Raw genomic sequence first — 25202 nt, forward strand, 5'->3', positions numbered from 1 at the left:
AATATAATCTATACAAATCAATTGGATATGCCACTACACCGAAAAAACTGAATAACATAGAACATGAATGCGACCCAATCAACAAAAAACCCTAAAAATTCAAGCTCGCGCAATTATAAACAGCAACTTAATAACTCTAATAAAATGAACATTTATTGAAAACATACTATCTAATGCATGCAACAAGACTATCTTCCACGCAAAGTCGTTGAGTCAACCATAACAAGCGTCCCCAGCAAAGACGAGTTTGCCGGACCGATAAGATTTAACTTCATAACATTCAACCCACTGCATGTTGAATGAGCCTGGAGCGGGTCGTTTCAAGCCTGCTTTGTTGTCTGAGGAGACACTGATGAAAAGTATGTTTATTTCCCTGCTGGCCCTGGGTGCTGCGCTGACCCTGCAGACCGCTCAAGCCGTTGATGGCGAGACGCTGTTCAAGAGTAAAACCTGCGTGGCCTGCCACATGGTCGATGCCAAGATGGTCGGTCCCGGTTACAAGGAAGTGGCCGCCAAATACGCCGGCCAGGCCGACGCTTCGGCTACCTTGGTCAAGAGCATCAAAGAAGGCAGCACGGGTAAATGGGGCCCCATTGCAATGCCGGCCAACCAAGTGACCGACGAGGAAGCGAAGACCTTGGCGGACTGGATTCTGACGCTGAAGTAAGATCATCCGAACTGACAAAGCAGCAGCATTAACCGCTGTAAATTCGTGAACAGCACATCAACCGCAGAAGAGCCAACTCTCTTCTGCGAAGCAGGTCGCTCATTTCTACAGGCAGACATGCCCGGTTCAGGCAAGTCGGTTACATCGCGGGGGCTTGCTGCAAAAGTGCCAGATCGATTTCTTCGAACCGAAGGACTCTGCCACCCTGCTCGCTGGCCAGTTTGCGGGCAGCCGCTTCATCGGAAAATGAGGCCAGGACAACGCCCATGGAACCTTTCAATTGAGTTCCGATGACATAGTAAGCCTGGGCGGCATCGATCAAATATTGGTCGTCGGGTTTTTCCCAGGTACTTTTTCCCATGTCATGCACATACAAATTGGCCGATGTGCGGTGATTCTCCGGTTGGAGCCACCAACCGAGCATTTCTGCGGTGGAGCAGAACTTCTTGACCGTGCCTTTTTCCACGACCTCGCCTTTGGGTCCCGGAAAGTCGGCGATGACCATCCCGCAGACATGACACTCATCACTCTGATGGAAAGCCACAGGCGCCACTGCTTGCTTTTGCTCTGCGCGATCATTGCAGGCCGCCAGCCCCAGGCAGGTCATGACGACCACCAGGGCACGGGCCCCGGCCAGGTATAGAGTGTTCATCTCAACGGTCTCCAGGGTAAAACAATCAAGTGAGTCGACGGCGAAACATCCAGTGCGCCAACAGCAGCGAAACCCCGACCCAAAGCAACAGGCAAAGCCAGAGCAATGAAGGCGGAACGGGTAGATCACTGCTCAATGCCATCAGGCCGACGGCATTACCGCTGCCTTCGAAACCGGAGAGATTGATCAGGCGATAAACGTCGGTCGGATTGAGCAACAGTAACCAGGGCAACAGGTCGGGGTTGAACCGGCCTTTGCTGAGCACCAGCAACGCCAGCAGTGCCAGATCGAATACCAGCACAAACAGAAACCACACGCCCAGGGCCATTCCGGCCGCGCTGGATTTTTCACTGGCCTTGCTGCTCAACACGTAGGCCAGCGCCAGGAACACCCAGCCCAGTAGCGTGGAAGACACCATGAAACGGCCGAACGCCCACAGCAGCAATCCCAGTTCGACATCATCGACCAGCAAGGCGATCGCCACGGCTGCGCAGCCAAATCCGATCAGCGTAGCCAGGGCCAGGATCAAGCCGTGACCGACAAACTTGCCCAACAGGATTTGCCCACGGCCCAGCGGATAGGTGAGTAACAGCATCAGCGTGCCGCCCTCGTCCTCACCGACGATGGCATCGTAGGCCAGCAACAGCGCGATCAGCGGCATCAGGAAGGTCGCGAGGCTGGCCAGGCTGGCGATGGTTGCCGGGATGGAGGTGAAACCCACTTGCCCGGATGCGGCCGCGCCGAGCCAGGCGATGCCCACGGCCAGAATGGCGAACAACAGACTGATTGCCAGCAGCCAGCGATTGCGCAGCCCGTCACTGAACTCCTTGGCGGCGATACTCCAGATCTGTTTCATGGATGAATGCCTTCTGTGCCGCCGGGCGCACGACTCATGTAATAACCGTAGAGGTCCTCGAGGGACGGTTGCAGGATCTCGATGTCCTGGGGTTGATCCTCGTGAAACAATTGGCGCAGCAGGTCGACTTTGTGGCCGTTGACCGCCATCACCTCGACCCCGTTGCCGCCCATGGCGGTGGCGGTGTGTCCGGCCGCATTCCAGCGCTGCAGCCACTGCTCGCGCCGAGCCAGGCCATTGGCACGGATACGCGCCGGCAAGTCGGCGTCTTCACGCAGGCGGGACAGGCTGCCGATCGCCTGCAGGCGACCATTGGCCAGGATGGCCGCGCGATTGATATGCGCTTCGACCCCTGCCAGCACATGGGAGCAAAGGATGATGCTCGTACCCTGTTGGCGCAGACGGTCGATCAACCCGTACAAATCCTGGGTGGCAATCGGGTCCAGCCCCACCGTGGGTTCGTCCAGCAACAGCAGGCGCGGCTGCCCAAGCACCGCCTGAGCCAGGCCCAGACGCTGGCGCATGCCCTTGGAATAGGTCTTCACCCGACGGTCCGCCGCCGCCGATAGCCCGACCTGGTCGAGCAATTCGTCAACTTGCGTCAGGGGCGTACCCTTGAGGCGGGCGAAATAGCGCAGGGTTTCGCGGCCACTGAGTTGCGGGTAGAAGGTCACGTTTTCCGGCAGATAACCGAGTTGGCGACGCACCTCGGTTTGTGCGGGCCGGCAACCGAGTACGCGCACTTGACCGGCGCTGGTCTTGAGCAGGCCAAGGATCAGTTTCATCACCGTGGTCTTGCCCGCGCCGTTGTGCCCGAACAAGCCCAGCACCTCGCCTTCACCCAGATTCATGGTCAGCTCGTGCAACACGGTCATGCTGCCATAACGCTGGCTGACGCCTTCGATCTCGACCGGGTTCATAGGATCGGCCCCTGTGCCTGAGGCAGCGTCGGAAGGTCCATCAACGGAAAACTGTCCTTGACCCCAGGCGATTTCGTCACCGGGAAGCTGCGCTGAACCCAACGCAGCACTTCAATGCTCGGGCTGTTCATCAACAGCCGCACCTGTGGATACAGCCACAGCAGACGGTCGACGTTGTCGTTGGGCTCGTAGATCACATCGCCTACCGCATCGTTGTTGCGATCCCAACCCAGGTAATCGCTCCAGTAATTGCCGCGGCCCTGGGCCGACCATTCCTGCAAGCGGGTCGCGACGTATTTGACCTGCTGCTGATTGTCGACGAAGGCGTTGTCGGCGATGCGGTTGTCTTCGGAACCGGCGGTGAGGTGAATACCCACGGCGCTGCGTTCGAAGTGGTTGTGTTCGATGACATTGAACAGCGAGTTGTAGATGAACAGCGCCTTGCCCTCGGCGCCGCTGACCATACCGCCCTCGGCGGCGCCGCTGCGCACGTCGCTGACGAAGTTGTCGCGCAGCTCGGAATACGTGATGTAGTTCATCAGGATGCCATAGTTCTCGTCCTGCTCGGAGCGGTTGCCAATCACCGTCAGCTTGCGGCTCTGCATCAAGGCGTAGCCGGTGCGGGTGCGGCGGGTGGTGTTGCCGAGCAACTGGTTATCGTTGGCGTACATGTAGTGCACGCCGTAGCGCAGGTCTTCCAGGGTATTGCCCTGCAGCAGGTTGCCGTTCGAGGTGTCGATGTAGATGCCGTCGCGGGTCAGCCGCACGTGATTACCGATCACCCTGGCGCCGTGCACGGCATACAGATGAATGCCGTTGCCGCGATCCTGGGAGCGGATGCCCGGGTCACCTTCGATATCGTTGCCAATCAGGCTGACGTCGCGGGTGCCATCCACCCAGATGCCGAAGCCCGGTCCTTTCATGCGGTTGTGGCCTATTACCGCACGCAGGGCCTTGGGACCGATGAAAATCGCCGAGTTCATGGCCGTCATGTCGCGCCCCCAGTCGAGCAATGTGCACCCTTCGACCCGCACGTCGGGAGCACTGATGAACAGCGCGTTGCCCTGCCCCTGTGCATCGATGACTGCACCTTTTTCACAATCGATCCGCATCGGCTGATCGATCCTGAACTGCCCTTGGTAGTTTCCGGCAGGCAGCGTCCAGTGGTGATCGCCAGCAGGTTGCAGGGGCAGTTCGGTGATGGGCCTTGGCGACGCCTGGGCGACTGCCGATACAAGCACCCACACCAGAAGTGCCATGCCGCGTAACCCGTCACTGCCCCGGGATCTGAACACTGCGTTCACCTTTTTACGGCCCTGATACGACCCGCCGCTCAAGCCTTCTCGACGAGCATTCGACCGACCATTTCCATGTGCAGCGCATGACAGAACCAGCTGCAGTAGTACCAGTGCAACCCCGGCTTGTCGGCGATGAAGGTGATGGAGGACGTCTGCTGCGGGCTGATCTCCATGCTCACGCCGTGGTTGGTCATGACAAAACCGTGGCTCACGTCTTCCACCTGATCGATGTTGGTGATGGTCACCGTGACCTCGTCACCCTGCTTGACGGTGAACTCAGTGACGCCGTAGACCGGCGCCATCGAGGTCATGTAGACCCGGACTTTCTTGCCGTCATGGATGACCTTGTTGTCGGTCTCCAGCTTGATCCCGTCCTTGGCGGCGATGGCTACGGTTTCGGCGAAAAACGGATCGTTGCGGTCCCAGATTTTCTTGGTCCGGATCTGGTCGCGGCGGGCCATGACGCAATCGTGGGGTTCGGCGAACGCCGGGCCGTCGTGCACCAGCTTCATCTCGTCGCCGGAGATATCGATCAACTGATCGTTCTCCGGGTGCAGCGGACCGGTCGAGAGAAAACGGTCCTTGGAAAACTTGCTCAGCACCACCAGCCACTGGCCGTCGGCCTCGCTGGTTTCGGTCAGCGAGGCATGGTTGTGCCCCGGCTGGTACTGCACATCGAGCTTCTGCTTGATGCAGTTGACCTTCTCGCCGCCGTAGGCGCGAACGGCTTCATCGATGTTCCACTTCACCACCTGGCTGTCGATGAACAGGGTGGTGTAGGCGTTGCCGCGGCCATCGTAGGTGGTATGCAGCGGGCCAAGACCCAGTTCGGGTTCGCCGACCACCACCTCGCGCGGGTCCTTGAATTTGTCGTCGAACAGATCATCGAGCTTGGCGGTGGCGATGATGGTGCAGGTCGGCGAAAGCTTGCCGGCGGCGATGAAATACTTGCCATCGGGCGTCATGTTGATGCCATGCGGGTTCTTCGGAACCGGGATATAACGGGTGAACTCGCTGTCCTTGCCCTCGGTTCTACGCCCATCGATGACCGGTGACTTGGCGTCACCCAAGGTGATGAACTTGCCGGCCTTGATCGCCGCTTCGATGCGCGGGATGTTGAACACCACCACCCAGTCACGCTCGTTGCGCATCATGCCGCCCAGATCGTAGGCCTTCTCCGAGTTGTAACAGGTCGAGGCCGCATACTTGCCGGTGTAGTCGGCGTCGGTGTTATCCAGGTTGCCTTCGACTATCACCTGAAAGGCCATCTCCATTTTCTCGGCATCGATGACGTTGAACATCGTGTAGCTGTTCTTGTCCTGCAGGTCGAAGGTGCTGCCGTCATTGGGGTGCGGAATCACGAATTCGGAATTGGCGAACACGTATTGGGTGTGGGGCATTTTCTGTAGACGTAAGCCGTGAATAGTCTGCACGTTCGGCACGGTGAGCATCTTGTCGCACTTCATGATGTCCAGGCGGATACGCGCAACGCGGCTGTTAGCCTTGTCGTTGATGAACAGGTACTTGCCGTCGTACTTGCCGTCGGTCATCGACAAGTGCGGGTGGTGGCAGTCGCCATTCTGGAAGTGGGCGCTGTCGCCCATGATCCGCTTGCTTTCGTTGGTCAGTCCCCAGCCCGTGGCGGAATCGACGTTGAACACCGGGACGCGTAACAACTCACGCATCGAGGGAATGCCCATGATTCGCACTTCACCCTGATGGCCGCCGCTCCAGAAACCGTAATACTGGTCCAGGTCGCCTGGCCCCACATGAATTTTCGATTGCGCGTCCTTGGCCGCCGCGGCAAAGGTCTCGCGACTGAATACCGCGCTACCCAAGGCCGTGCCACCCGCCAGCGCAACGCCGGTCAGGGCTGAGGCGCCCAGAAACAGGCGACGGTTCAGGCCGGGGCCATCGACTGCGTCATGATCTTTTTTCGACTTTTTATCGCTCATGGGTTTTGCTCCATCGGGGCAGATATGAGAAAGCTCGGTCAATCGATTCCTGTTCCCTGAAAATGCCGCAAGGGGTCAGGGCTCAAACACTTGCACCACCGGAATCAGCTCGGCGCTCTGAGTGACTGGCGCTGGCTTGTCCCGTGTCTTGCGCTTGTTCTTGAGCACCAGTGGCGGGCATTTGTTTTCGTTGTGGTAGGTCATCTGGCAATCGAGGCAGTAATGGCACTCGTTGGCGTTGATGTGGCCGTCCGGGTGAATGGCCTGGATCTCGCATTCCTTGGCGCACAGCTGGCAGGGGGTGCCGCATTCCTTGCGGCGTTTGAGCCAGTCGAACAGGCGCAGCTTGCTGGGAATGGCCAGCGCCGCGCCCAACGGGCAGACGTAGCGGCAATAGACTTTGCGCGTGAAGATGTTGATGACCAGCAGCGCTACCGCGTAGGCGACGAACCACCACTGGCGATCGAACTTGAGGGTGATGGCGGTCTTGAACGGTTCCACCTCGGCAAATCGCTCGGCGGTGGTCATCGACTCCAGCGAGATGCCGAACAGCACCAGCAGAATGATGTACTTCACGGCCCACAGGCGCTCGTGCAACGCGAAGGGCAGTTCATACTGCGGGATCTTGATTTTGCGCGCGGCTTCGTTGATCAATTCCTGCAAGGCGCCGAAGGGGCACAACCAGCCACAGAACACCCCTCGCCCCCACAGCAGAATGCTGGCGGCGGTAAAGGTCCAGAGGATGAACACAATCGGGTCGGTGAGAAACAGTTCCCAGCGGAAGTTCTCGACCAGGGCATGGGCGAACGTCAGGACATTGACCACTGAAATCTGGCCCAGGGCGTACCAGCCGATGAACACCACGGTGAAGATCAAATAGACGCGACGCAGCCAGTGGAGGAAACGCGGGTACTTGGTGAAGGTGTCCTGCAGGAACAGAATCACCATCAACACCGCCAGCGCCGTGCAAAGGATCCCGATCTGAAAGGCTTTCTGGTACCAGATATTGACCCACGTCGGCCGGTTGGCAACTTCGATCGCGGCCAGTTCTTCGGCGCTGGGCGGTGGGCGCAGGAGGTAGGGCTCGGGCAGTTGGTAAGACAGCTCGAAACTGCTGAACACACCGGCGACCGCGCCGGTCTGACGGCGCACCAGCAATTCCAGGGACCAGGGCGATCCGGGATCGAACCGGGCCGGTTCGCGCACAATGAAAATCGACATCTCGTTGAATTCCGGCATGCCCTTGGCAAACACGTCGGAGAGCCGCTGATGGTCCATGTCGCGGAAACTGATGACGTGGCCGAACTGGCGCAATTGCACCCGGTCGAAAATCCCGCCGCGCACATAACCCGAGCCTTTATAGGAATACAGGCCGCGACCCAGCACGGCGATGGCCTGCTCGCCCGGCTTGAGGTCCTGCATGAGGAAACGGTACTGATTGTCGCCCAGCAGGTTGCGACCAATGGTTGGCGGATTCAGGTCGGCGACGTAGAGTTCGATAAAGGGTTCATCGACTTGCTCGGCACTGGCGCTGTCGATGCCTTCGGCTTCGGTGCCCTTGAAGGCGGCGTCGACCTGGCCACGGGTCAGGTTCAACTGGCGGATCGCGCCGTTGCCGGTCAGTTGTTCCCAGGTCGCGGGTTCGTAAAAGTCCTGGCGCACGGTGGCGGGCTTCTGCGTCTGCCCGGACTTGTCCTCAACCAGTTTCAGCGAAACGGCCACCTTTTGCGCCGCGCGCATGATGATCTCGTTGACCACCATGACGGTCACCGTCGCGCCGGAGATCCCGTCGACCGACACCGCCTCTGGATCACTGGAGTGACCGACCACCACTCTTCGGTCGGCCTTGATCCCTTTGTACTTGGCATCGAAGGCATGCAGCTTTTCCACGGGAATGCCGATGAGCAGGATCGGCTCATGGTGTTCCAGTACGTAGGCGTCCTGGATGACACCCTGGGGATCGAGGATGACCTGCATGTTGACCGGTTTGCCCGAATAGGCCGGGATGTCCACCACGTCCTGACTCTGGAACACATAACCGAGCAGGGTTTTTCCGGCGCTGACGGTGCGGACCTTGAACTCGCCGGTCGGCTCGGAAAGGCTGTCACTGTCAGGGAAAATCGTTGCTATACGCTGCTGCTCAAGCCCGCCGTATTCCTTCGCCTGTGATTCAAGGATTCCACAGAACACCATGGCCAACACAAGTATCAGCCCATATTTAAATAGGCGCAGGGGGCGGTTTTCTTTGAACGCAAGAATAATCATCGGTTCGTTGAGCCTTTGACCCACACTGAATGACCAGCATGAAACTATTATGCTCAAACGCCTCTTTATTGGATTTATGCCATCAACAATCCTCCTTAAATACAGACATAGCAAACTATTCCATCGATCATGATGAAACGCGTTCATTCTTGTAAAACGGTAATGGTTCAATGTTGATTGAGAGGAGCGACGACGCCCGGGGTTGACCGGCGTAAACTTGCGTCTGGGCTGGTTATCCTGTGAGGGCAAGAGAAGTATAAGCAGGCATCGTTGACCGAAGGATCAGACCTCGTTGCGACTTTAGCATAAGGTATATCGCTTTTCAGTCTAAGCAAATTGTTTAAATAACGTTATTGCGATTGTGATTTTTTGCGGGCAAGGAGTAGCAATTGCTCACGCATGAACTTTCACCCACAAAATGCACACTAAGTTAAAGTTACAACTTGCAGCTCGATGCAGACAATGACTGGATTTAAATATTGTCTTTTCTAATTTCCGACACTAACCAATCACACCAATACAACAATCGACAACTTCCAGCTGTTAAAATCCACAAGAGCGGATTAATGCCGGACTCAGAGTTTGTGTACACCACCGATTAACTGTAGGAGCTGGCTTGCCAGCGAAGGCGGCGGGTCAGCCGATATCGATGCCGGATGTGAGACCGCTTTCGCTGGCAAGCCAGCTCCTACATTGAGATCTGTGCCGGTCACAGGATTTGTGCACACCCCGATCACCTGTAGGAGCCGGCTTGCCGGCGAATGCGGCGGGTCAGCCGACATCGATGCCGGATGTGAGACCGCTTTCGCTGGCAAGCCAGCTCCTACATTGAGATCTATGCCGGTCACAGGATTTGTGCACACCCCGATCACCTGTAGGAGCTGGCTTGCCAGCGAAGGCGGCGGGTCAGCCGATATCGATGCCGGATGTGAGGACCGCTTTCGCTGGCAAGCCAGCTCCTACATTGAGATCTGTGCCGGTCACAGGATTTGTGCACACCCCGATCACCTGTAGGAGCCGGCTTGCCGGCGAAGGCGGCGGGTCAGCCGACATCGATGCCGGATGTGAGACCGCTTTCGCTGGCAAGCCAGCTCCTACATTGAGATCTATGCCGGTCACAGGATTTGTGTACGCCCCGATCACCTGTAGGAGCCGGCTTGCCGGCGAAGGCGGCGGGTCAGCCGACATTGATGCCGGATGTGAGACCGCTTTCGCTGGCAAGCCAGCTCCCACATTGGATCTTTGCCGGACTCGGGATTTTTGTACACCGCCGCTCTCACGGGAATCACCGCCGTATTCGAGCACAGAGCCCAGGCGGATTCGGATCAAAATCCGCTTTGCCTTAACACGCACTGCATAACGATGGTGCGCTCTGCTCCGTGGAATTCATCCCGCACTTTTCGAAACCCCAGCGCGGCATAAAAACCCTCTGCGGTGATGGAGGACGGTACGTGCAGAACATCAAGGCCCAATTCAAGGGCGGCCGAATGAATGACAGCCATGAGCTGCTGACCGATTCCGGCACCCTGGTGCTGTGGGTCGACAAAGACACTTCTGACAACATCCCCATCCAGGCTCGCCGTCGCGACGACACGTTGAGCGATGGACGCCACATAAACACGGCGCTGCGTCATGAACTGAGCGATCCCCTGCGCAGAAAAGCCCTGCTCCACTCGCGCGATGACATCGGGTGAATAGTCCTGAGCATTGGACTCGCGCAGCGCGCTGATCACAACGTGACTGATCGCTGCTGCGTCGTCGGTTGTTGCGAGACGAACCTGACAATCCATTTTGCGTTCCCTCGCTACTTGTGATCATCCAATCGTAAACGCATAAAAGATCTCGGGATACGCTGATCAGCTCATTTCATTTCCGTCGGGAATGTCTCACCGAAGCTCTGCATCCGCATGGGATGCTGAGCGTCCCGGTCTGCATTCCCACGCCGACGGTTCGACATGGGAATGATCAGATAGGTCAATCTTGCGGATCGACGTTATCCAGTGCTCGATTCACCGCCAAATCGGCCAGCATGATGACCTGCTGAATACCCAGCATCGTATTGCGCTGTGATCCTTCCAGAAACGCCGCAAAGTCACTGGCCATGACACTCGCGGAGGCCAGGGACTCACAGGCGTGGGCCAACAGGGTTTCGGGGTTAATGCCGGGGGCGATGACGAACATCGTGCTGGGTTTGTGCGGTGGGATGGCGTTTTTGAGGGTCTGGGGATTATGGTGATGGTCGCCAGTTTGGGGCGTGGATTGCGTTGCGGTTTCTGATTCCGGAGGGCTGGGTGTCGATCTGATCATGGTGAAACTCCTAGAGTGATGGAGCCGCCACAGTCGCTGCTAAACGAATAGAGGTGGCGGCCGTACGCGGGTTAGCAGACCAGGACTCTAGAACCCGGCGCACCGAAGTGCCCCACGCAAAGCCGCCATAACAGGAACCTGCAGGTAAAAAACCTGAGCATGAAATGGACGCTGTGTGCCTAGAGTGGAGCCGAGCTGCTAAACCCGATCGCTGATTTTCAGCGACCCGCAGACGATAAAAGCCAGCCCCAAGGCGCACAAGTCGGCGGATTCTGTCTTAGGCGTAGGCATCTACGCAAGACGATGTAGCCTCCTGCCTACAACTCAGAAAGTTCCTACAGCCGTCATTTCAACCTGATCGTTCCCACGCTCCGGCCTGCTAATTCACGTGAGCGCTTGACGGTGTAATATGCCCAACAAACGCTCACCATCGAGGCTGTCATGACGGGGATATCCCTGCACCTGCCGGAAGACCTTTCGAACGCTCTCGCCAATCTGGCCAAGACGAATGACCAAAGTGTGAGCGACCTGGTGATGGACGTTCTTCGCGACTACATCGAGCATGAGAGGACGCTGACCGCACAAATCGAATTGGCGGTAAAGGAAGCCAATCAAGGTAAATTCGCCACCGACGACCAGGTTGCGGCGATGCGCGCCCGCCGCTGGAGCAGGAATGCGGGTTGAGTGGCTGGAAAAAGCCCTAAGAATCTGGAAGACGAAGTCAGCTAAATTGCCAAGACTTTCCTAACCGCTTCGTAAGAAACCGATCCACCATGGACACCCACACATGGAAGTAGCCCCCCGGTTCATCATTCATGAAACCGCCCATTGGATTCTCAACCACCACATGTCGTCCGCGCTTCCCGGCTATCTGATGCTCGGCTCACGGACTCACGTCAACTCGCTGGCTGAACTACCCGATGATGCGCTGGCAGAACTGGGTGGCCTGCTCGCCAAGGTTCAGAAAACCATTGAATCGCAGTTGAAACCGAAGTGGCTCTACATCAGTCGATTCGGCCATGACCCCGGCTACCCTATCCATTTCCACTTCATTCCGGTGTACCACTGGATCGAAGATCTGGAAGGATACGAAATACAGGCTGCTGGAGACCTTCGCGACCAACGAAAACGCAACGTCGCTCACTGACGGCGCGGAACTGACGCTGTTCATCTGGCGCGAGTTCGGGGAAAGCCCTGAGCCACCGCCCATTCAAGGGCCTTCAACCGATCAAGTCATCGATCTGCTACGCGGTTCATTCAGATAGGACAGCAAGGCTGTCGCATCGGGCCGAAATCAGCACCACCCAACCAAGAAGGAGAAAAAAATGGTCACTTGTTATCTCAGATACGTGCTGGATCCCTACCAGATCAAAGCATTCGAACACTACGCGACGCTATGGATTCCACTGGTTGAAAAATTCGGAGGCCAGCACCACGGCTACTTCCTGCCGTCCGAGGGCGCCAATAATATCGCCTTGGCGATGTTCAGCTTTCCAAGCCTTTCGGCGTATGAGCAGTACCGGCAAGACTCCATGAACGATCCGGATTGCATCGCGGCGTTCAAGTATGCGGAGGACACAAAATGCATCCTCAGCTATGAGCGGTCCTTTTTCCGGCCGGTGTTTGGCAAACAGGCGTAGCAGACAGCGGCATGGAAACGGGCGCCTTTCGCGCGCCCGTTCTGTCTTCAGCCATTCGATTGCACGGCTTGGGCGTGACGCCCGTTGAACGCCAACGAAAAACAGAAAAAGATCGCCAACGCAAACCCCGCCGGGAACAGCCAGATACTCTTCCACTCGTGGCTATCCGCCGACGCATAGTGATCGGTCACCTGCCCCGCCACCCAGAATCCAATGAGCATCCCCAGGCCATAGGTCGCCAGGGTGATCAGCCCTTGCGCCGAGCTTCTGAAGCGCTCCGAGGCCTTGGCGTCGGTGTAGATCTGCCCCGAGACAAAAAAGAAGTCATAACAGATGCCATGCAGGGCGATGCCGGTGAATAGCATGAACGCCAGGTCGCCGTTATTGCCGTAGGCGAACAACAGGTAACGCAAGGCCCAGGCCAGCATCCCCACCAGCAACGCAAGCTTGATCCCGAAGCGCTGGATGAACAGCGGCAGAAGCAGCATGAACAGCACTTCGGACACCTGCCCGATGGCCATCTTCGCCGTGGGATTGGTGACGCCGATTTCCGCCAGGAACGGGTTGGCATTCTGGTAATAGAACGCCAGGGGAATGCAGATCAGGATCGAGGCGATGAAGAACACCAGGTAGCTGCGATCCTTGAGCAAGCCCAAGGCGTCCAGGCCGAGCATTTGCTTGAGGCCGCCGCTGCCCGGTTCCCGCGGCAGCGGTGCGGTACGGGGCAAGGTGAAGCTGTAGAGGCCCAGCGCGAGGGACGCGATGGCGGACATCAGGAAGGTGTTTCGCAAGCCGCCGGACGAGATCGCCTGTTGCGAGTCCCAGGCAAACACGAAGCTGATCACCACGCCCGCGACGATCCAGCCGATTGTGCCCCACACCCGGATGCGCGAGAACTCCAGCGCCGGGTCGCGCATCTGCCGGAAGGCCACCGAGTTGACCAGGGCCAGGGTCGGCATATAGATCATCATGTAGGCCAGCACGTACGGGTAAAAAGTGCTGAAATCGGCGGCGCGATAGAGCTGGAACAGCAACACCGCGCCGACCAGATGCAGCACCGCGAGGATGCGCTCGGCATTGAAGTAGCGGTCGGCAATCAGCCCGATGACGAAAGGCGCGATGATCGCGCCCCAGGATTGCGTGGAGAACGCCATGCCGATCTGCCCGCCACTGGCCCCCAGGTTGCTGGAGAGGAAGGTGCCTAGGGTGACGAACCATCCACCCCAGATAAAAAACTGCAGGAACATCATCGCGCTCAATCGCGCACTCATCGTGGTCATGAACTGTCACCTTGTTGTTTTTATTGTCTGGAAAGAATCGGCAGTTTCAGGCGTCGGGCAACCCCAGCAGCCGTCGATTGAAACCCTCGTCGGACGTCACGCTGGCGAAGTCGTCAAAGGCCTTTCGGGTCTTGCTGATCATGTGCTCGCGGATAAACGCCGCCCCTTCTGCGGCGCCCTGCTCCGCGTCTTTCAGGCAACACTCCCACTCCAGCACCGCCCAACCGGCAAAGTCGTACTGGGTCAGCTTGCTGAAAATCGATTTGAAATCGATCTGCCCATCCCCCAACGAACGGAACCGGCCCGGGCGATCCACCCAACCCTGGTAGCCGCCGTAAACGCCGGAACGGGCATCGGGGCGAAACTCGGCGTCCTTGACGTGAAACATGCGGATGCGCTCGTGATAGCGGTCGATGAACCCCAGGTAGTCCATTTGCTGCAACAGCAGGTGACTCGGGTCGTAGAGGATCGTGGCGCGCGGGTGGTGATCGACGGCCTCCAGGAAACGCTCGAACGAGGCGCCGTCGTGCAGGTCTTCACCCGGGTGGATTTCATAGCAGAGGTCGACGCCGGCCTCTTCGAAGCAATCGAGGATCGGCCGCCAGCGCCGGCCCAGTTCGGCAAACCCCTGCTCGACCAGACCGCTCGGCCGTTGTGGCCATGGGTAGATGTAGGGCCAGAGCAGCGCACCGGAGAAGGTCGCGTGGGCTTTCAGCCCCAGGCGCTGGCTGGCGCGGGCCGCCAGTTTCAATTGGTCGATGGCCCAGTCAGTCCGCGCCTGGGGCTGGCCGCGCAGATGCGCGGGGGCGAAGTCGTCGAACAAGGCATCGAACGCCGGATGCACGGCCACCAGTTGGCCTTGCAGGTGAGTCGACAACTCACTGATTTCGACGCCTGCCTCAGCGCAGACGGCTTTCAACTCGTCGCAGTAACTTTGACTTTCCGCGGCACGGGCCAGGTCGATGTATTGCGTGCCCAGGGTGGGTAGCTGAATGGCCTTGTAGCCCTGGGACGCCGCCCAGCGGGCAATGTTGGCCAGGGTATCGAAGGGCGCGTCGGCGGACATGAATTGCGCGAGGAAAATCCCCGGGCCGCGCAGGCCGGTCGGTGCTTGGGAGGTAGGGTTCACGGGTGGGTTCTCCGGGTTCATGGATGGCAGACCAGGGCGGTCCACTTCGCGTCGCCGCGATGGTTGGCGATCGCCGCTTCGATGAAGGCCATGCCGCGCAGCCCGACGTCGATGCCCGGCACGCCGGGGGCGTCGTGGCCTTCGACCTGGTTGCGGATCGCGCTGGCGAAGTCGCCGTAGAGGTTGGCCATGGCTTCCAGATAACCTTCGGGGTGCCCGGCGGGCAGCCGCATGCGCCTGGTCGCGGCCTCGCACAACCAGGGCTGGCCGACACCGGAGCGCAGGATGCGCATCGGTTGATCGAGGGAACGATGGATCAGGCTCGACGGTTCTTCCTGGCGCCATTCCAGCCCGCCCTTGTCGCCGTAGATGCGGATCTTCAGCGGGTTCTCCTCACCGGCGCAGACCTGGCTGGCGATCAAGACGCCGGTGGCGCCGGCCGCCATCTTGAACAGCATCGCTGCGTCATCGTCCAATTGCCGCCCGGCGATGTGCACGCCCAGGGTCGCGCAGATCTGCTCGATGGGTTGGTCGGCGACGAATTCGGCCAGGGAAAAGGCATGGGTGCCGATATCGCCGATGCAGCCGCCCAGCCCTGACTGTTCGGGCTGATCGCGCCAGCCGGCCTGCTTGTTGCCCTGCCCCGCCACATCCCGGCTCAACCAGCCCTGGGGGTACTCGACCATGACTTTGCGCACGGCGCCTATCACGCCGGTGCGCACCATCTTGCGGGCCTGCCAGACCATCGGATAACCCAGGTAGGTGTGCGCCAGTCCATACAGGCGATCGCTGCTGTTCAGCACGGCCTTGAGCGCCAGCAGCTCGGCCAGGTTGAGCGCCGCGGGTTTCTCGCTGAACACATGAAAACCCGCGCTCAGCGCTTGGCTGGCGATGGGTGCGTGCAGGTGATTGGGGGTGACGATGACCAGCAGCTCCATGCGCTGGTCCGCGGGCAGCGCGCGTTCGGCTGCCAGCATGTGCTGCCAGTCGTTGTAGCAGCGTGAGGCGGGCAAGCCCAAGGCTGCACCGCTGTCTTGATTGTTGCGCGCGTCGCGACTGAAGGCGCCGCACACCAGCTCAAAGTGTCCATCGAGGCCGGCAGCCTGGCGGTGGGCCTTGCCGATGAAGGCGCCCTCGCCGCCCCCGACGAAGCCCATGCGTATTTTTGGGATTACAACGTTCATCGCGAATTTCTCTTGTCCGGGGGAGATTCAGACTCAGGATTGACTATGATGTAACCGGTTACATCATGCCGGAAATTTAGGCCCTGTTGCTTGAGGTGTCAAACCCGGATTAGCCATGAAGATCATTTCAACCCATGGCCTGCCTGCGGTAAGCTCGCCGGCCGCGCTGACATTTGCCGTTTCCTAACGAGGTTGTCTTGTCCAATATCCGTGAAGTTGCCCGCCTGGCCGGCGTCTCGGTGGCGACCGTGTCCAGGACACTGAAATCGCCCGAACGCGTGCTCCCCGAAACCCGGGACAAGGTCAATGCGGCGGTGGAACAGGCCGGCTACCGGCCGAACCTGATGGCCGTGCAATTTCGTTCGCGCCGGACCGGCAACCTGGTGATTCTGGTCCCGGCCATCGCCAACACCTTTTTCGCCCGGGTCATCAGCGGTGCCCAGCAGGCTGCCCAGGCGGCCGGGTACCGCCTGCTGCTGTGCGACACCCAGGGCCGCGAGGACGTCGAACGGGAATTCGCCGCCCTGGTGCACGCCCATCAGGCCGACGGCGTGATCCAGTTGCGCGCCTACGACCCTTTCGAATCGCCCTCGCCCAACGGCGAGTCACCGCCCTTGGTCAACGCCTGCGAAGTGATTCAGGGCGGGCGCCACCCCACCATCAGCCTGGATAACCGAGCAGCCGCCAAGGCCATGACCGAACACCTGATCGGGCTGGGCCACCGCCGGATCGGGTTGGTCAAGGGACCGAAAAGCAGCCCGCTGACCCGCGACCGGGTGGCCGGCTATCACGATGCGCTGAGCCAGGCCGGGATTGCCTGCGACCCGGCGCTGGTCTGCCACGGCGACTTCACCTTGACCGCCGGTTTCGAGGGGGCGGGCGCGTTGCTGCAGCTGGCCGAGCGCCCTACTGCGCTGTTTTGCGAAAACGATGAAATGGCGATCGGCGCGTTGAAGCGCATCAAGCAACAGGGGCTGCGGGTGCCCGAGGATATTTCCCTGGTGGGGTTCGATGACATTCCCTTCGCCGCCTACTGCGACCCGCCGTTGACCACCATTGCCCAACCCGCCGAGGTCTTTGGGCAGAAGGCGGTCGAGATGCTGATCGCCCTCATCGAGAAAAAACCTATCCCGCAGCGACATGTGGTGCTGCCATTCGAATTGACCCTGCGCGACAGCACTGCCGTGCTCGACAGCGACGCTTGATTCAGCCCTGTTTCAAATCCAGGCAATAGGTGTAGTAACCCGTATCGCGCACATACCCCAACGACTCATACAGGCGTTGCGCCCCGAGATTGTCCGTGGCCGTCTCCAGCACCAGGCCTTTGGCGCCGGTGAGCAACGCAAAGGTTCGGGCGGTGCTCATCAGCAAGGTCCCTACCCCGCGACCACGGGCCGCCGGGGTGGTGAACAGGTCGCTGAGCAGCCAGGTGCGGTGCGCGTCGATCGAGGAAAACGTCGGGTACAACTGGACAAACCCCAGCGCCTCACCCGTGTCGTCCTCGACGAAGAAAATCGCCGATTCGTCCCGGGCGATGCGCTCGTCGATGAAGTTGCGCGACTGTGTGAGGTTGGATGGCTGGCCGTAGAAGCCGCGATAGGCGTCGAAGAGGCTGGCGATTTTGTCGAGGTGGGAGGGGTCGGCGCGCTGGGCCTGGAGTGGCATGTTGATCGTCTCCGAACGGATTGATTGATCAGCGGGAAAGGGAAATGTAGATCAAAAAATCACAGCGTGCGGGAGCTCGTAGGAGCAAGCTTGCTCCGCGCGGCGTTCCGACGATGGTCCGGAGAGCGATGCGTTCATTCAGGGCGAACGCGTTATCGTTGAAGTCCATCGCGAGCAGGCTCGCTCCCACAGGGATCTTGGTTGTTAGCATAATCCAGGGTAAACCGTAGAACCTTGTGGGAGCGAGCCTGCTCGCGATGGTCTGGAGAGCGACGCGTTCATTCAGGGCGAATGCGTAATCGTTGAAGTCCATCGCGAGCAGGCTCGCTCCCACAGGGATCTTGGTTGTTAGCATAATCCAGGGCAAACCTCAGAACCTTGTGGGAGCGAGCTTGCTCCGGGCGGCGTTCCGAAGCCGGCCTGCGTAGCGGCCCCCAAATTCTGACAGCAGTGCCGTTTTTTGCGATTGCTGCGCAGTCGAGCGGGAGCAAGTTCCCTCGCCACAATTTGATCGCTCGACCCTGAATTGATGTTTAACGTTTAGAACGTCTTGCTGGCACTGGCGACCACCGTCGCCGTGCACAGATCGTCGTAGCCATACCAACCCGCGCATTCGCTTTTCGACAGGTCGGTATCGATGTAGCTCAGCCCCCAGGTCACGCCCACGAAATCACGGCTCAGTTTGGCTTCCCACTCGTAATAAGCCTCGCGGCTATCACCGTTGGTGGTCCAGTAGGCCGGGTCTTTGACATCGCCGCGCCCCACGCGCACGTTCAGGCCCAGCTCGGCCGGCAAGGTGAACTGGTAGCTGAGGTAGGTGTAAAGGGTGTCCTGGTCTTCACCGAAGACGTTCGGCGTATCGTTCGAGTAGTTGGCGCCGAGCTTTACGCCATACACATCAAGAATGGCGTAGACCTCGCTCAGGTTGAATTGGCCTTCCTTGGGATAGTCGTACTTGATGTAGCCCAGGTCGAGACTGATGGCCTCGCTCGCCTGCCAGTAGTAACCGGCGTAGTACTCGAGTTCCTGCCGGGTCTTGAACTCGCCGCCGAAATCGACGTTCGACGTCCAGGCGCCCATGTACAGGCCGCTGCTGTGCACCAGCGTGGCGCTGGCCTGTGCCGCCGGATCACCCAGGGTCTGCGAAATGCCACGGGTGCGGTAGTCGCTGAATACCCCCAGGCTCATGTCCAGGTTGAAGTCGTCATTGAGGGTCAGTGCGTGGGTGGTCAAGGGGGCCAATACCAGGCTGGCCAGGGCGAAGACTGAGCATGCGTTCATACGAATCTCTTATTGTTATGGAGGGTGCGGGGAATGTCGGGCATGGCGAGGCCGAGCCCCTCGCGGTAGGAGGAGCCGGTCATTTTTTCGGGTGCTGCGGCAGGGGAATGCGTCAGGACGCGGGCGCGTAAACCTCTTTGCCGGCGAAAAAGGTCTTCAGGACTTTGGTGTCGAACAGTTCGTCATCGCTGACCTTGAACACATCGCGGTCGAGAATGATCAGGTCAGCCTGCTTGCCAGGTGCCAGCGAGCCGATCTGCCGCTCCAGGCGCAGGGCTTTGGCGGCATTCAAGGTGTAGGCGTAGAACATGCTCTGGCGATCGAGGCTTTCCTTGGCATTGAGCACACCCAGCGGCCCTTTGCGCGTGCTGGCCTGGGCGATGGCATTCCACGGGTTGGGGCTGGACACCGGCCAGTCACTGCCGCCGGCGATCACGGCGCCGGCGTTGTGCAGGGACCTGGCGGGGTATTGGTAACCGTAGGCAAACGCGCTGATGTAGGGTTTGACCAGTTCGACGGTGTAACTCTCGCCGGTGGCCCACAGCAGCTGCATGGAGGCGATCACGCCCAGTTGCTTGAAGCGCGCAAACTCTTTGGGATTGACCAGTTGCAAGTGGCTGATGCTATGGGCCACCGGGGTCGGGTTGAGTGTGCGTGCGTAGGCAATACCATCGAGTGACTCGCGAACCGCGCGGTCGCCGACCGCATGGGTGTGCACGATCCAGTCGCGCTTCTCCGCCGCCACCACCAATTCACCGAAGTGCGCGGGGTCGATCAAGAGTTGACCGTCTTTCTGACTGTTGTTGAAGGGCACGATGACCGCTGCCGTCTGCCCTGGAAACTCGAGAACGCCGTCGGCGAAGACCTTGATTCCGGGAAAGCTCAGGTTGGGTACGCCCTCGAATTTTTTCATCACCTTGGCCAGCACTTCCAGGTCGGCCGGTCGGCTTTTCGGGTTGGCCAGCAACAGCGCGGCTACGTGGGCGTTGAGCTCACCCTTTTGCGCCAGTTCGCGGTACAGCGGCAGCACCCCGTAGCTCTGCTCGGTGGCCTGGAAATCGAACAGCGAATCGCCGCTGCCGGCATTGGCCGCCGCGTCCATCCAGGCGGTGACGCCATATTGATTGTTGACCTTCACCGCCTCGCGGGCGGCTTTCAACATGATCTCGGCGCTGGGCGCCGGGATCTGGCTGCGGACCTGGTCCCAGCGCGACTCGGCAAAATAGCCGTTAGGGGTGAAATCCGCATCGTGCCCCACAAAGCTGCGATCCTGTTCCGACAGGCCTTTCACCAATGCCGCGTCGATCTTCAGGCGCTTGAGCATGGCGTCGTTGGCCCATCCGGTATGCCCGTCGATCCCGCTGAGGACCAGCGGTTGCTCCAACCAGCGCCCTTGATTGAAACGCTGGCCAAGCTCACGGCTTTTGTCCCAATAGGCCGAACTCACCCCGGCAATGCTGATCACATCACCGGCACGGGCAACGCCCGCCTGATCCTGCTCGATGATCCACTGTTCAAGCTCGGGCAACGGTTTGACTTCATCCAGCAGGTTGGCCCTCATGCTGTCGAAGGCCGCCACCACCGGGTGACTGTGGGTATCGATCATGCCCGGCATCAGCACCTTGCCCGCCAGGTCGATACGTTGCGTGCGGGCATCGGCCAGGGCGTTGATCTGGGCATTGCTGCCCGCCTTGAGAATCTTGCCGTCTTGCACGGCTACCGCCTGCACCAGCCCCTGACCAGGTTCGGCGGTGAATACCTTGCCGTTGAACAACACCAGGTCAGCGGCGGCCATGGCCGGCACCGCGGAAAAAGCCAGGGCTGCGGCCAACAGGTTGGGAATGAATCGTTGCATCGGAACACTCTCTTGTTTTTATTGGGCTGAACGGGAGGCTGAGGCCTGGGACAACACCTGCGGAGCCAGGCCAACGAACGGCGCCTTGGCCCACACGACCTTGCCGCCCACGATCGTCAGCAGCACTTCGTTTCGCGCCAACGCCTCTTCGGGAACCTGCATGAAGTTCTGGTCCAGGACGATCAGGTCGGCGAACTTGCCGACTTCGACCGAGCCGGCGACGGCGTCCAGTTTCAACTGCTCGGCAGCGTTCAGGGTGATGCTGCGCAGCACTTCGGCTCGGGACAGGGCCGGGTCGGCATTCAGCCGGCCTGCATACTGGGGGCCGTAGCTGTGCGGGTTCAGCGGATCGCCTGAGCGGGTGACACCGATCTTCAGCGCCAGGAGTTCGTCGAGAGGGTCGACCGGCCAGTCGCTGCCATACGCCACACGGCCGCCGGCACGGGCGATGCTGCCGGAGGGTTCCATGCGGGCAAACCGCGCAGTTCCCAGGTGCTCGTTGGTGCCGTCGACCGTAGAGGGCGCCTGCTGGGCCCACTGGAAGGACATGTTGGCGGTCACGTCGAGCGCCTTGAAGCGTGGATAGTCGGCGGGGTCTACCGATTCGGCATGAGTGATCGCCGGGCGGAAGCCATTGCCAGGCAATTGCCGGCGCACGTATTCAATGCCATCCAGCGAATCTCGCACCGCCCGGTCTCCGGTGGCGTGAAGGTGCGGATCGAGCCCGGCCTGCACCGCTTGCAGCAGCAGCGGATTGAGCACTTGCGGCGGGAAGTAAAGCTCACCGGTGTTCTTGCCGGGGGTCCACTTCGGCGTCGTGTCGGTGCCGGCATTGCGCAGGTATGGCGCCAACATTGCACCGGTGTCGGCCGGCGCATTGATAATGCCGTCCATGAACAATTTGACGTGGCGCATGTTCACACCGGGCGCGGCCTTGGCTTCACCCTGATCGTAGGTGTCGGCCAATGCCTTGGCCTCGGCGATGGTTTTCACCGGGTCGGCAGCGGCGGCGGCAGGGTCCAGCTTGATCGCCAGCAAGGCCCGGGCAGTCAATTCGCCCGACCGCTGCAGCGCCGTGAACGCCTTGCCATTTTCCGGCCCGGACAAGGCATCGAAGAACGTGGTGATGCCTTGCTGGCGCATGGCGTCCAGCGCGGCGCGGGTCTGGTTGAGCTTCTCGGCATCGGTGGCGGGCGGCACCACGGCGGCCATGGCATCGGCAGCGCCGTCTTCGCAGATGCCGGTCGGGTTGCCGGCGCTGTCGCGCACGTACTTGCCGTCACCGGGATTGGCCGTGTGCCTGTTGATGCCAGCCACTTCCAGGCCGCGAGAGTTGGTCAGCACGGTATGGAAATCGGTGGAGCGGACCTGAATCGGGCGATCGGTCTTGAGCGCATCCAGCGTCGACTTGTCCGGGTCGCCATCGAGCCCGGTCATGCCCATGCGATCCCAACTGCCCACCTCGAGCCAGACGTCGGGCCCCTTGTCCTTGTCGGCATCCAGGCACGCCTGAATGGTTTCCTGAAAGACCTTGCGGGTCATCGTCTGGTATTTCAGGTCGCACAAGGTCATGGCCCTGCCGCCATCCCCCGGATGCATGTGCGCATCGATGAAGCCCGGCATCAACATGCGCCCCGCCAGATCGATCAGCTGTGTCTGCTGGCCGATGTACGGGCTGACCCCGTCATCGCTACCGACATAGACGATCTTGCCGTTGGCTACGGCGATCGCCTGCTGCACGGAATTGTGGCCATCGACGGTGTAGACATAACCGTTGCGCAGCACCATGTCGGCGCCGGTCGAACCCTGGGTCTGACACCCCACCAGCGCCAGGCCGGAAACGGCCGTGGTCGCGGCAACGGCGATAAATAACCTGGAAAATTTCAACTGCCTCACCTCTGTTCTTATAGTTTTGAAGTGGCCCGAACACGCTGCCGTGCAACCCCTGAATGCAAGGCATACCTTATAGAGGGCAGCACAAATCCGGACCTCCACAAATGAGGAGGGGTCAGGCGGTTTTCCGGTGAAAGATCGGCGGCGCCGGGGCTAGGCCCGACGCGGGGTCTGCGCGGGCGGGCTGGGCGAGCGCAAGGCAGAACCGAGTTCCACCTTGCTTTTGACGCCGAGCTGCAGGTAGCAGTTGCGCAGATAAGTGCGCACGGTGGCAGGGCTCAATGCCAGGATCCTGGCAATTTCCTTGTAGGAGTGACCGGCGGCGAACAGCATGGCGGCGGTCCGTTCCCGGGGTGCAAGCACCGCCCCGCGGGACAGCGTCTCCAGCGACAGAATCACATGCTCGGCATTGGGACTCAGTGTCAGTGCGCAGCGGCCCAGGCGCATCACGCAGGGTGCCTTGGGCAATTGCGCGATCACCTGGGAAGGCAGCATCGAGCCGCTCCAGCCGGGCAACTCATGTTCAATGGCGGCGCACAGCCTGGCCCCCACGTAGAGCAGGCTGCCATCCATGCGCGCAACGCCGAAGTCGGTTGCACCGTTGCCGGTGTCGAACCGGATCATGTCCTGGACCTGAAACCGCCACAGCTGGAGCAAGTGATCGCAGAAGGCCGAGAACAAGCCGGCTTCGCTGTCGTTGAACGCCGGAGCCTGAAGGCCACGGTAGAGGCAGACGAAAAACATCAAGCCGCTCTCGGGCAACTCGAACGTGATGCACATCAAGTGGTAGAGGTCATGGCGCCGGGCGAAGTCGTTCACGGCCTCGCAGGGGTCGGTGAACCCGCTGTCGCGCACGACCTCGCCGGGCTGGCTCAGCGTGGCCTGGGAAAACCTGTCATTGACCGCTACCTTGTGCCATTCGATGGCAAACGACTCGGGCAGATTGATTCGCCCGTGCATCCAGCTTTGCGGGGGCGCACTGTCGTCGGACGTCGACATCTCGCCCCACCATGCCGACGCGAAGGGCACCAACCGGGCAAATGCCTGCAAACCATCGGCAATGAATTGGGAGGCCCCGCGATCCCGGGCAAGGCGCCCCAGGTGCAGCACACACTGATTGAACGCGTTCAGCGTTGCCATCGACGTCCCGCCGCCGACCTCATCACCCGCCTCCATCGCTCTGTTCCCGTCTGCTGAATGGCCTGGAATGCGACCATGCCATGGCGCACCCATCGCGTCCAGCCGCCACCGCCGTTCTGCGGGCGTTTGGTCGGGCGGATATTGCGCGCGGTTTCGACGAAGGGGGTGACGATCAGGCTGTAGATTGTCAGGTAGCGCTGGTGATCCTGCTCGCCCGTGCCAAATCGAACGGGCTCGGGCTTCGAGGTGGTGACATAGAGCGTGCCGAACATCCAGTCCCAGATGGACAGGTTAACCCCGAAGTTCTTGTTCAGGTGCCGGGGCGCGTCACTGTGGTGGACCTGATGCTGGGCCGGGCTGTTCAGCACATGTTCGACCCTGGGCCCGAAGGACAACCAGACATGGCTGTGGCGCAGGTTGCCCGCCAGTCCATTGAGGATGAACACCAGATAGGTCACGCCGAACAAGGTATAGGCGCCGATCTGTCCGCCACAGGCGTACCAGAAAACCCCGGCATAGGCGCCGAGGCAGAAGGTGATGGCCATTTTTTCAATAATTTTTTCCACGAAATGCACCCGGCTGGCCGTCGCCGGGACCAGCACCGGCGCCGAGTGATGGACCTTGTGGAACGCCCACAGCCAGCGCGTATGAAAGGCCCGATGGCTCCAGTAATTGACGAAGTCCTTGAGCACGAACACGCCCAGTCCGTAGAGCAGGGAAAGCGCGAAGTGCTCTTGTACTTGCACCCGCGCGCCCCAGAGGTGGGTGAAAAAGGCGATGTAGTCCCCGGAGCGCAGGATGTACGGGTCCACCAGGCCAACGATGGGCAGCACCAGCGCGACTTTGAGAATGCCCCGCACCAGGTAGTAGCGGTAATCGAGCAACGCCGAGCGATGAAAATACACCCGGCTGCCGCCGATGAACTGCCAGAAAGAGTGCGCGTCGGTCAGCCCACGGTATTTCCTCAACCGGAACAGGCCGTAGGCGACGCTGTAAGCGGTGAACAGAAAGACCAGACCGAAGCGGCCGTTGAGATCGAAAATGCCCAGGAACTGATCGGCGACAGGCTCGATCACCCACTTGATCAGGTAGTCATGGAGAAGCACCAGGACATCCACGAAAGCCGGCCTCCGTCGAAGGAAGGGCATTGCGCAACAAAGAGGGTTCGACAGGCAAGCTTTCAGTGTAGTCCCGCGCCAGGCTCCTACCCCCTCT

Annotated in this window: 22 protein-coding genes and 1 pseudogene; 5 read left to right on the forward strand and 18 right to left on the reverse strand. The window is 60.0% G+C overall.

Features of this window, described 5'->3' with window-relative positions; translation table 11 throughout:
* Positions 1-352 precede the first annotated feature (352 nt).
* Positions 353-667, forward strand: coding sequence for a c-type cytochrome (locus tag F8N96_RS32850; RefSeq protein WP_150801319.1), 315 nt, complete (start codon positions 353-355; stop codon positions 665-667).
* A 139-nt stretch (positions 668-806) separates the two neighbouring features.
* Here F8N96_RS32850 and F8N96_RS32855 read toward each other — a convergent pair whose 3' ends face one another.
* The 8 genes from F8N96_RS32855 to F8N96_RS32890 form a co-directional block, all read right to left on the reverse strand.
* Complete coding sequence (locus F8N96_RS32855) at positions 807-1319, reverse strand: nitrous oxide reductase accessory protein NosL (protein WP_150801320.1); 513 nt, start codon at positions 1317-1319, stop codon at positions 807-809.
* A gap of 25 nt (positions 1320-1344) precedes the next feature.
* The gene (locus tag F8N96_RS32860) at positions 1345-2175 is read right to left on the reverse strand and encodes an ABC transporter permease (RefSeq protein WP_150767455.1); all 831 of its coding nucleotides are present in this window, start codon (positions 2173-2175) and stop codon (positions 1345-1347) included.
* Positions 2172-3095 carry an ABC transporter ATP-binding protein gene (locus F8N96_RS32865; protein WP_150801321.1) on the reverse strand — a complete coding sequence of 308 codons (924 nt, stop codon included), beginning with the start codon at positions 3093-3095 and terminating at the stop codon, positions 2172-2174. Before F8N96_RS32865 ends, F8N96_RS32860 begins: the two co-directional genes overlap by 4 nt.
* Positions 3092-4354: a nitrous oxide reductase family maturation protein NosD gene (locus tag F8N96_RS32870; RefSeq protein ID WP_150801367.1), complete on the reverse strand. Its 1263-nt coding sequence runs from the start codon at positions 4352-4354 to the stop codon at positions 3092-3094. The genes F8N96_RS32865 and F8N96_RS32870 overlap by 4 nt, the downstream gene beginning before the upstream one ends.
* 74 nt (positions 4355-4428) lie before the next feature.
* Positions 4429-6348, reverse strand: coding sequence for a TAT-dependent nitrous-oxide reductase (gene nosZ / locus F8N96_RS32875; protein ID WP_150801322.1), 1920 nt, complete (start codon positions 6346-6348; stop codon positions 4429-4431).
* 75 nt (positions 6349-6423) lie between these two features.
* On the reverse strand, positions 6424-8541 hold the full coding sequence (nosR, locus tag F8N96_RS32880) for a transcriptional regulator NosR (protein ID WP_224794164.1): 2118 nt from the start codon (positions 8539-8541) through the stop codon (positions 6424-6426).
* Between the two features lie 1397 nt (positions 8542-9938).
* Positions 9939-10403 (reverse strand): GNAT family N-acetyltransferase, encoded by a 465-nt coding sequence (locus tag F8N96_RS32885; RefSeq protein WP_150801324.1) that lies wholly within the window; start codon positions 10401-10403, stop codon positions 9939-9941.
* Between the two features lie 184 nt (positions 10404-10587).
* On the reverse strand, positions 10588-10920 hold the full coding sequence (locus tag F8N96_RS32890; RefSeq protein ID WP_150801325.1) for a DUF6124 family protein: 333 nt from the start codon (positions 10918-10920) through the stop codon (positions 10588-10590).
* Between the two features lie 441 nt (positions 10921-11361).
* Here F8N96_RS32890 and F8N96_RS32895 point away from each other — a divergent pair, with 441 nt between their 5' ends.
* From F8N96_RS32895 to F8N96_RS32905, 3 genes and pseudogenes are all read left to right on the forward strand, one after another.
* Entirely contained in the window at positions 11362-11604 is a 243-nt protein-coding gene (locus F8N96_RS32895) for a CopG family ribbon-helix-helix protein (protein WP_150801326.1), read from the forward strand.
* A 103-nt stretch (positions 11605-11707) separates the two neighbouring features.
* Positions 11708-12185: pseudogene (locus F8N96_RS32900) on the forward strand (HIT family protein).
* Between the two features lie 60 nt (positions 12186-12245).
* The gene (locus F8N96_RS32905; protein ID WP_128869709.1) at positions 12246-12560 is read left to right on the forward strand and encodes an NIPSNAP family protein; all 315 of its coding nucleotides are present in this window, start codon (positions 12246-12248) and stop codon (positions 12558-12560) included.
* Between the two features lie 47 nt (positions 12561-12607).
* Here the strand turns inward: F8N96_RS32905 and F8N96_RS32910 are convergent, their stop codons facing one another.
* The 3 genes from F8N96_RS32910 to F8N96_RS32920 are packed head-to-tail and all read right to left on the reverse strand — an operon-like array spanning position 12608 to position 16153.
* Positions 12608-13840 carry a nucleoside permease gene (locus F8N96_RS32910; protein ID WP_150801327.1) on the reverse strand — a complete coding sequence of 411 codons (1233 nt, stop codon included), beginning with the start codon at positions 13838-13840 and terminating at the stop codon, positions 12608-12610.
* 46 nt (positions 13841-13886) lie between these two features.
* Positions 13887-14990 carry a sugar phosphate isomerase/epimerase family protein gene (locus tag F8N96_RS32915; RefSeq protein WP_150801328.1) on the reverse strand — a complete coding sequence of 368 codons (1104 nt, stop codon included), beginning with the start codon at positions 14988-14990 and terminating at the stop codon, positions 13887-13889.
* Entirely contained in the window at positions 14987-16153 is a 1167-nt protein-coding gene (locus F8N96_RS32920; protein WP_150801329.1) for a Gfo/Idh/MocA family protein, read from the reverse strand. The genes F8N96_RS32915 and F8N96_RS32920 overlap by 4 nt, the downstream gene beginning before the upstream one ends.
* 197 nt (positions 16154-16350) lie before the next feature.
* On the opposite strand from F8N96_RS32920, the gene F8N96_RS32925 reads away from it, so the two are divergent.
* Entirely contained in the window at positions 16351-17358 is a 1008-nt protein-coding gene (locus F8N96_RS32925; protein WP_150801330.1) for a LacI family DNA-binding transcriptional regulator, read from the forward strand.
* Position 17359: 1 nt separating this feature from the next.
* On the opposite strand, the gene F8N96_RS32930 is transcribed toward F8N96_RS32925, so the two are convergent.
* The 7 genes from F8N96_RS32930 to F8N96_RS32960 all read right to left on the reverse strand — a co-directional run bounded on the left by F8N96_RS32930 (position 17360) and on the right by F8N96_RS32960 (position 25105).
* Entirely contained in the window at positions 17360-17818 is a 459-nt protein-coding gene (locus F8N96_RS32930; RefSeq protein WP_150801331.1) for a GNAT family N-acetyltransferase, read from the reverse strand.
* A 28-nt stretch (positions 17819-17846) separates the two neighbouring features.
* The gene (locus F8N96_RS32935) at positions 17847-18131 is read right to left on the reverse strand and encodes a hypothetical protein (protein ID WP_191635406.1); all 285 of its coding nucleotides are present in this window, start codon (positions 18129-18131) and stop codon (positions 17847-17849) included.
* A gap of 227 nt (positions 18132-18358) precedes the next feature.
* The gene (locus F8N96_RS32940; RefSeq protein ID WP_150801333.1) at positions 18359-19099 is read right to left on the reverse strand and encodes a TorF family putative porin; all 741 of its coding nucleotides are present in this window, start codon (positions 19097-19099) and stop codon (positions 18359-18361) included.
* Positions 19100-19211: 112 nt separating this feature from the next.
* A complete protein-coding gene (locus F8N96_RS32945) occupies positions 19212-20954 on the reverse strand; it encodes an amidohydrolase (RefSeq protein WP_150801334.1) in 1743 nt (580 codons plus the stop codon).
* 18 nt (positions 20955-20972) lie between these two features.
* Complete coding sequence (locus F8N96_RS32950; RefSeq protein ID WP_150801335.1) at positions 20973-22841, reverse strand: amidohydrolase; 1869 nt, start codon at positions 22839-22841, stop codon at positions 20973-20975.
* Positions 22842-23000: 159 nt separating this feature from the next.
* Positions 23001-24023, reverse strand: coding sequence for a helix-turn-helix transcriptional regulator (locus F8N96_RS32955; protein WP_150801336.1), 1023 nt, complete (start codon positions 24021-24023; stop codon positions 23001-23003).
* Entirely contained in the window at positions 23975-25105 is a 1131-nt protein-coding gene (locus tag F8N96_RS32960; protein WP_150801337.1) for a sterol desaturase family protein, read from the reverse strand. The genes F8N96_RS32955 and F8N96_RS32960 overlap by 49 nt, the downstream gene beginning before the upstream one ends.
* Positions 25106-25202 lie beyond the last annotated feature (97 nt).

This window comes from Pseudomonas fluorescens (assembly GCF_902497855.1).
Lineage (GTDB): Bacteria > Pseudomonadota > Gammaproteobacteria > Pseudomonadales > Pseudomonadaceae > Aquipseudomonas > Aquipseudomonas fluorescens_BI.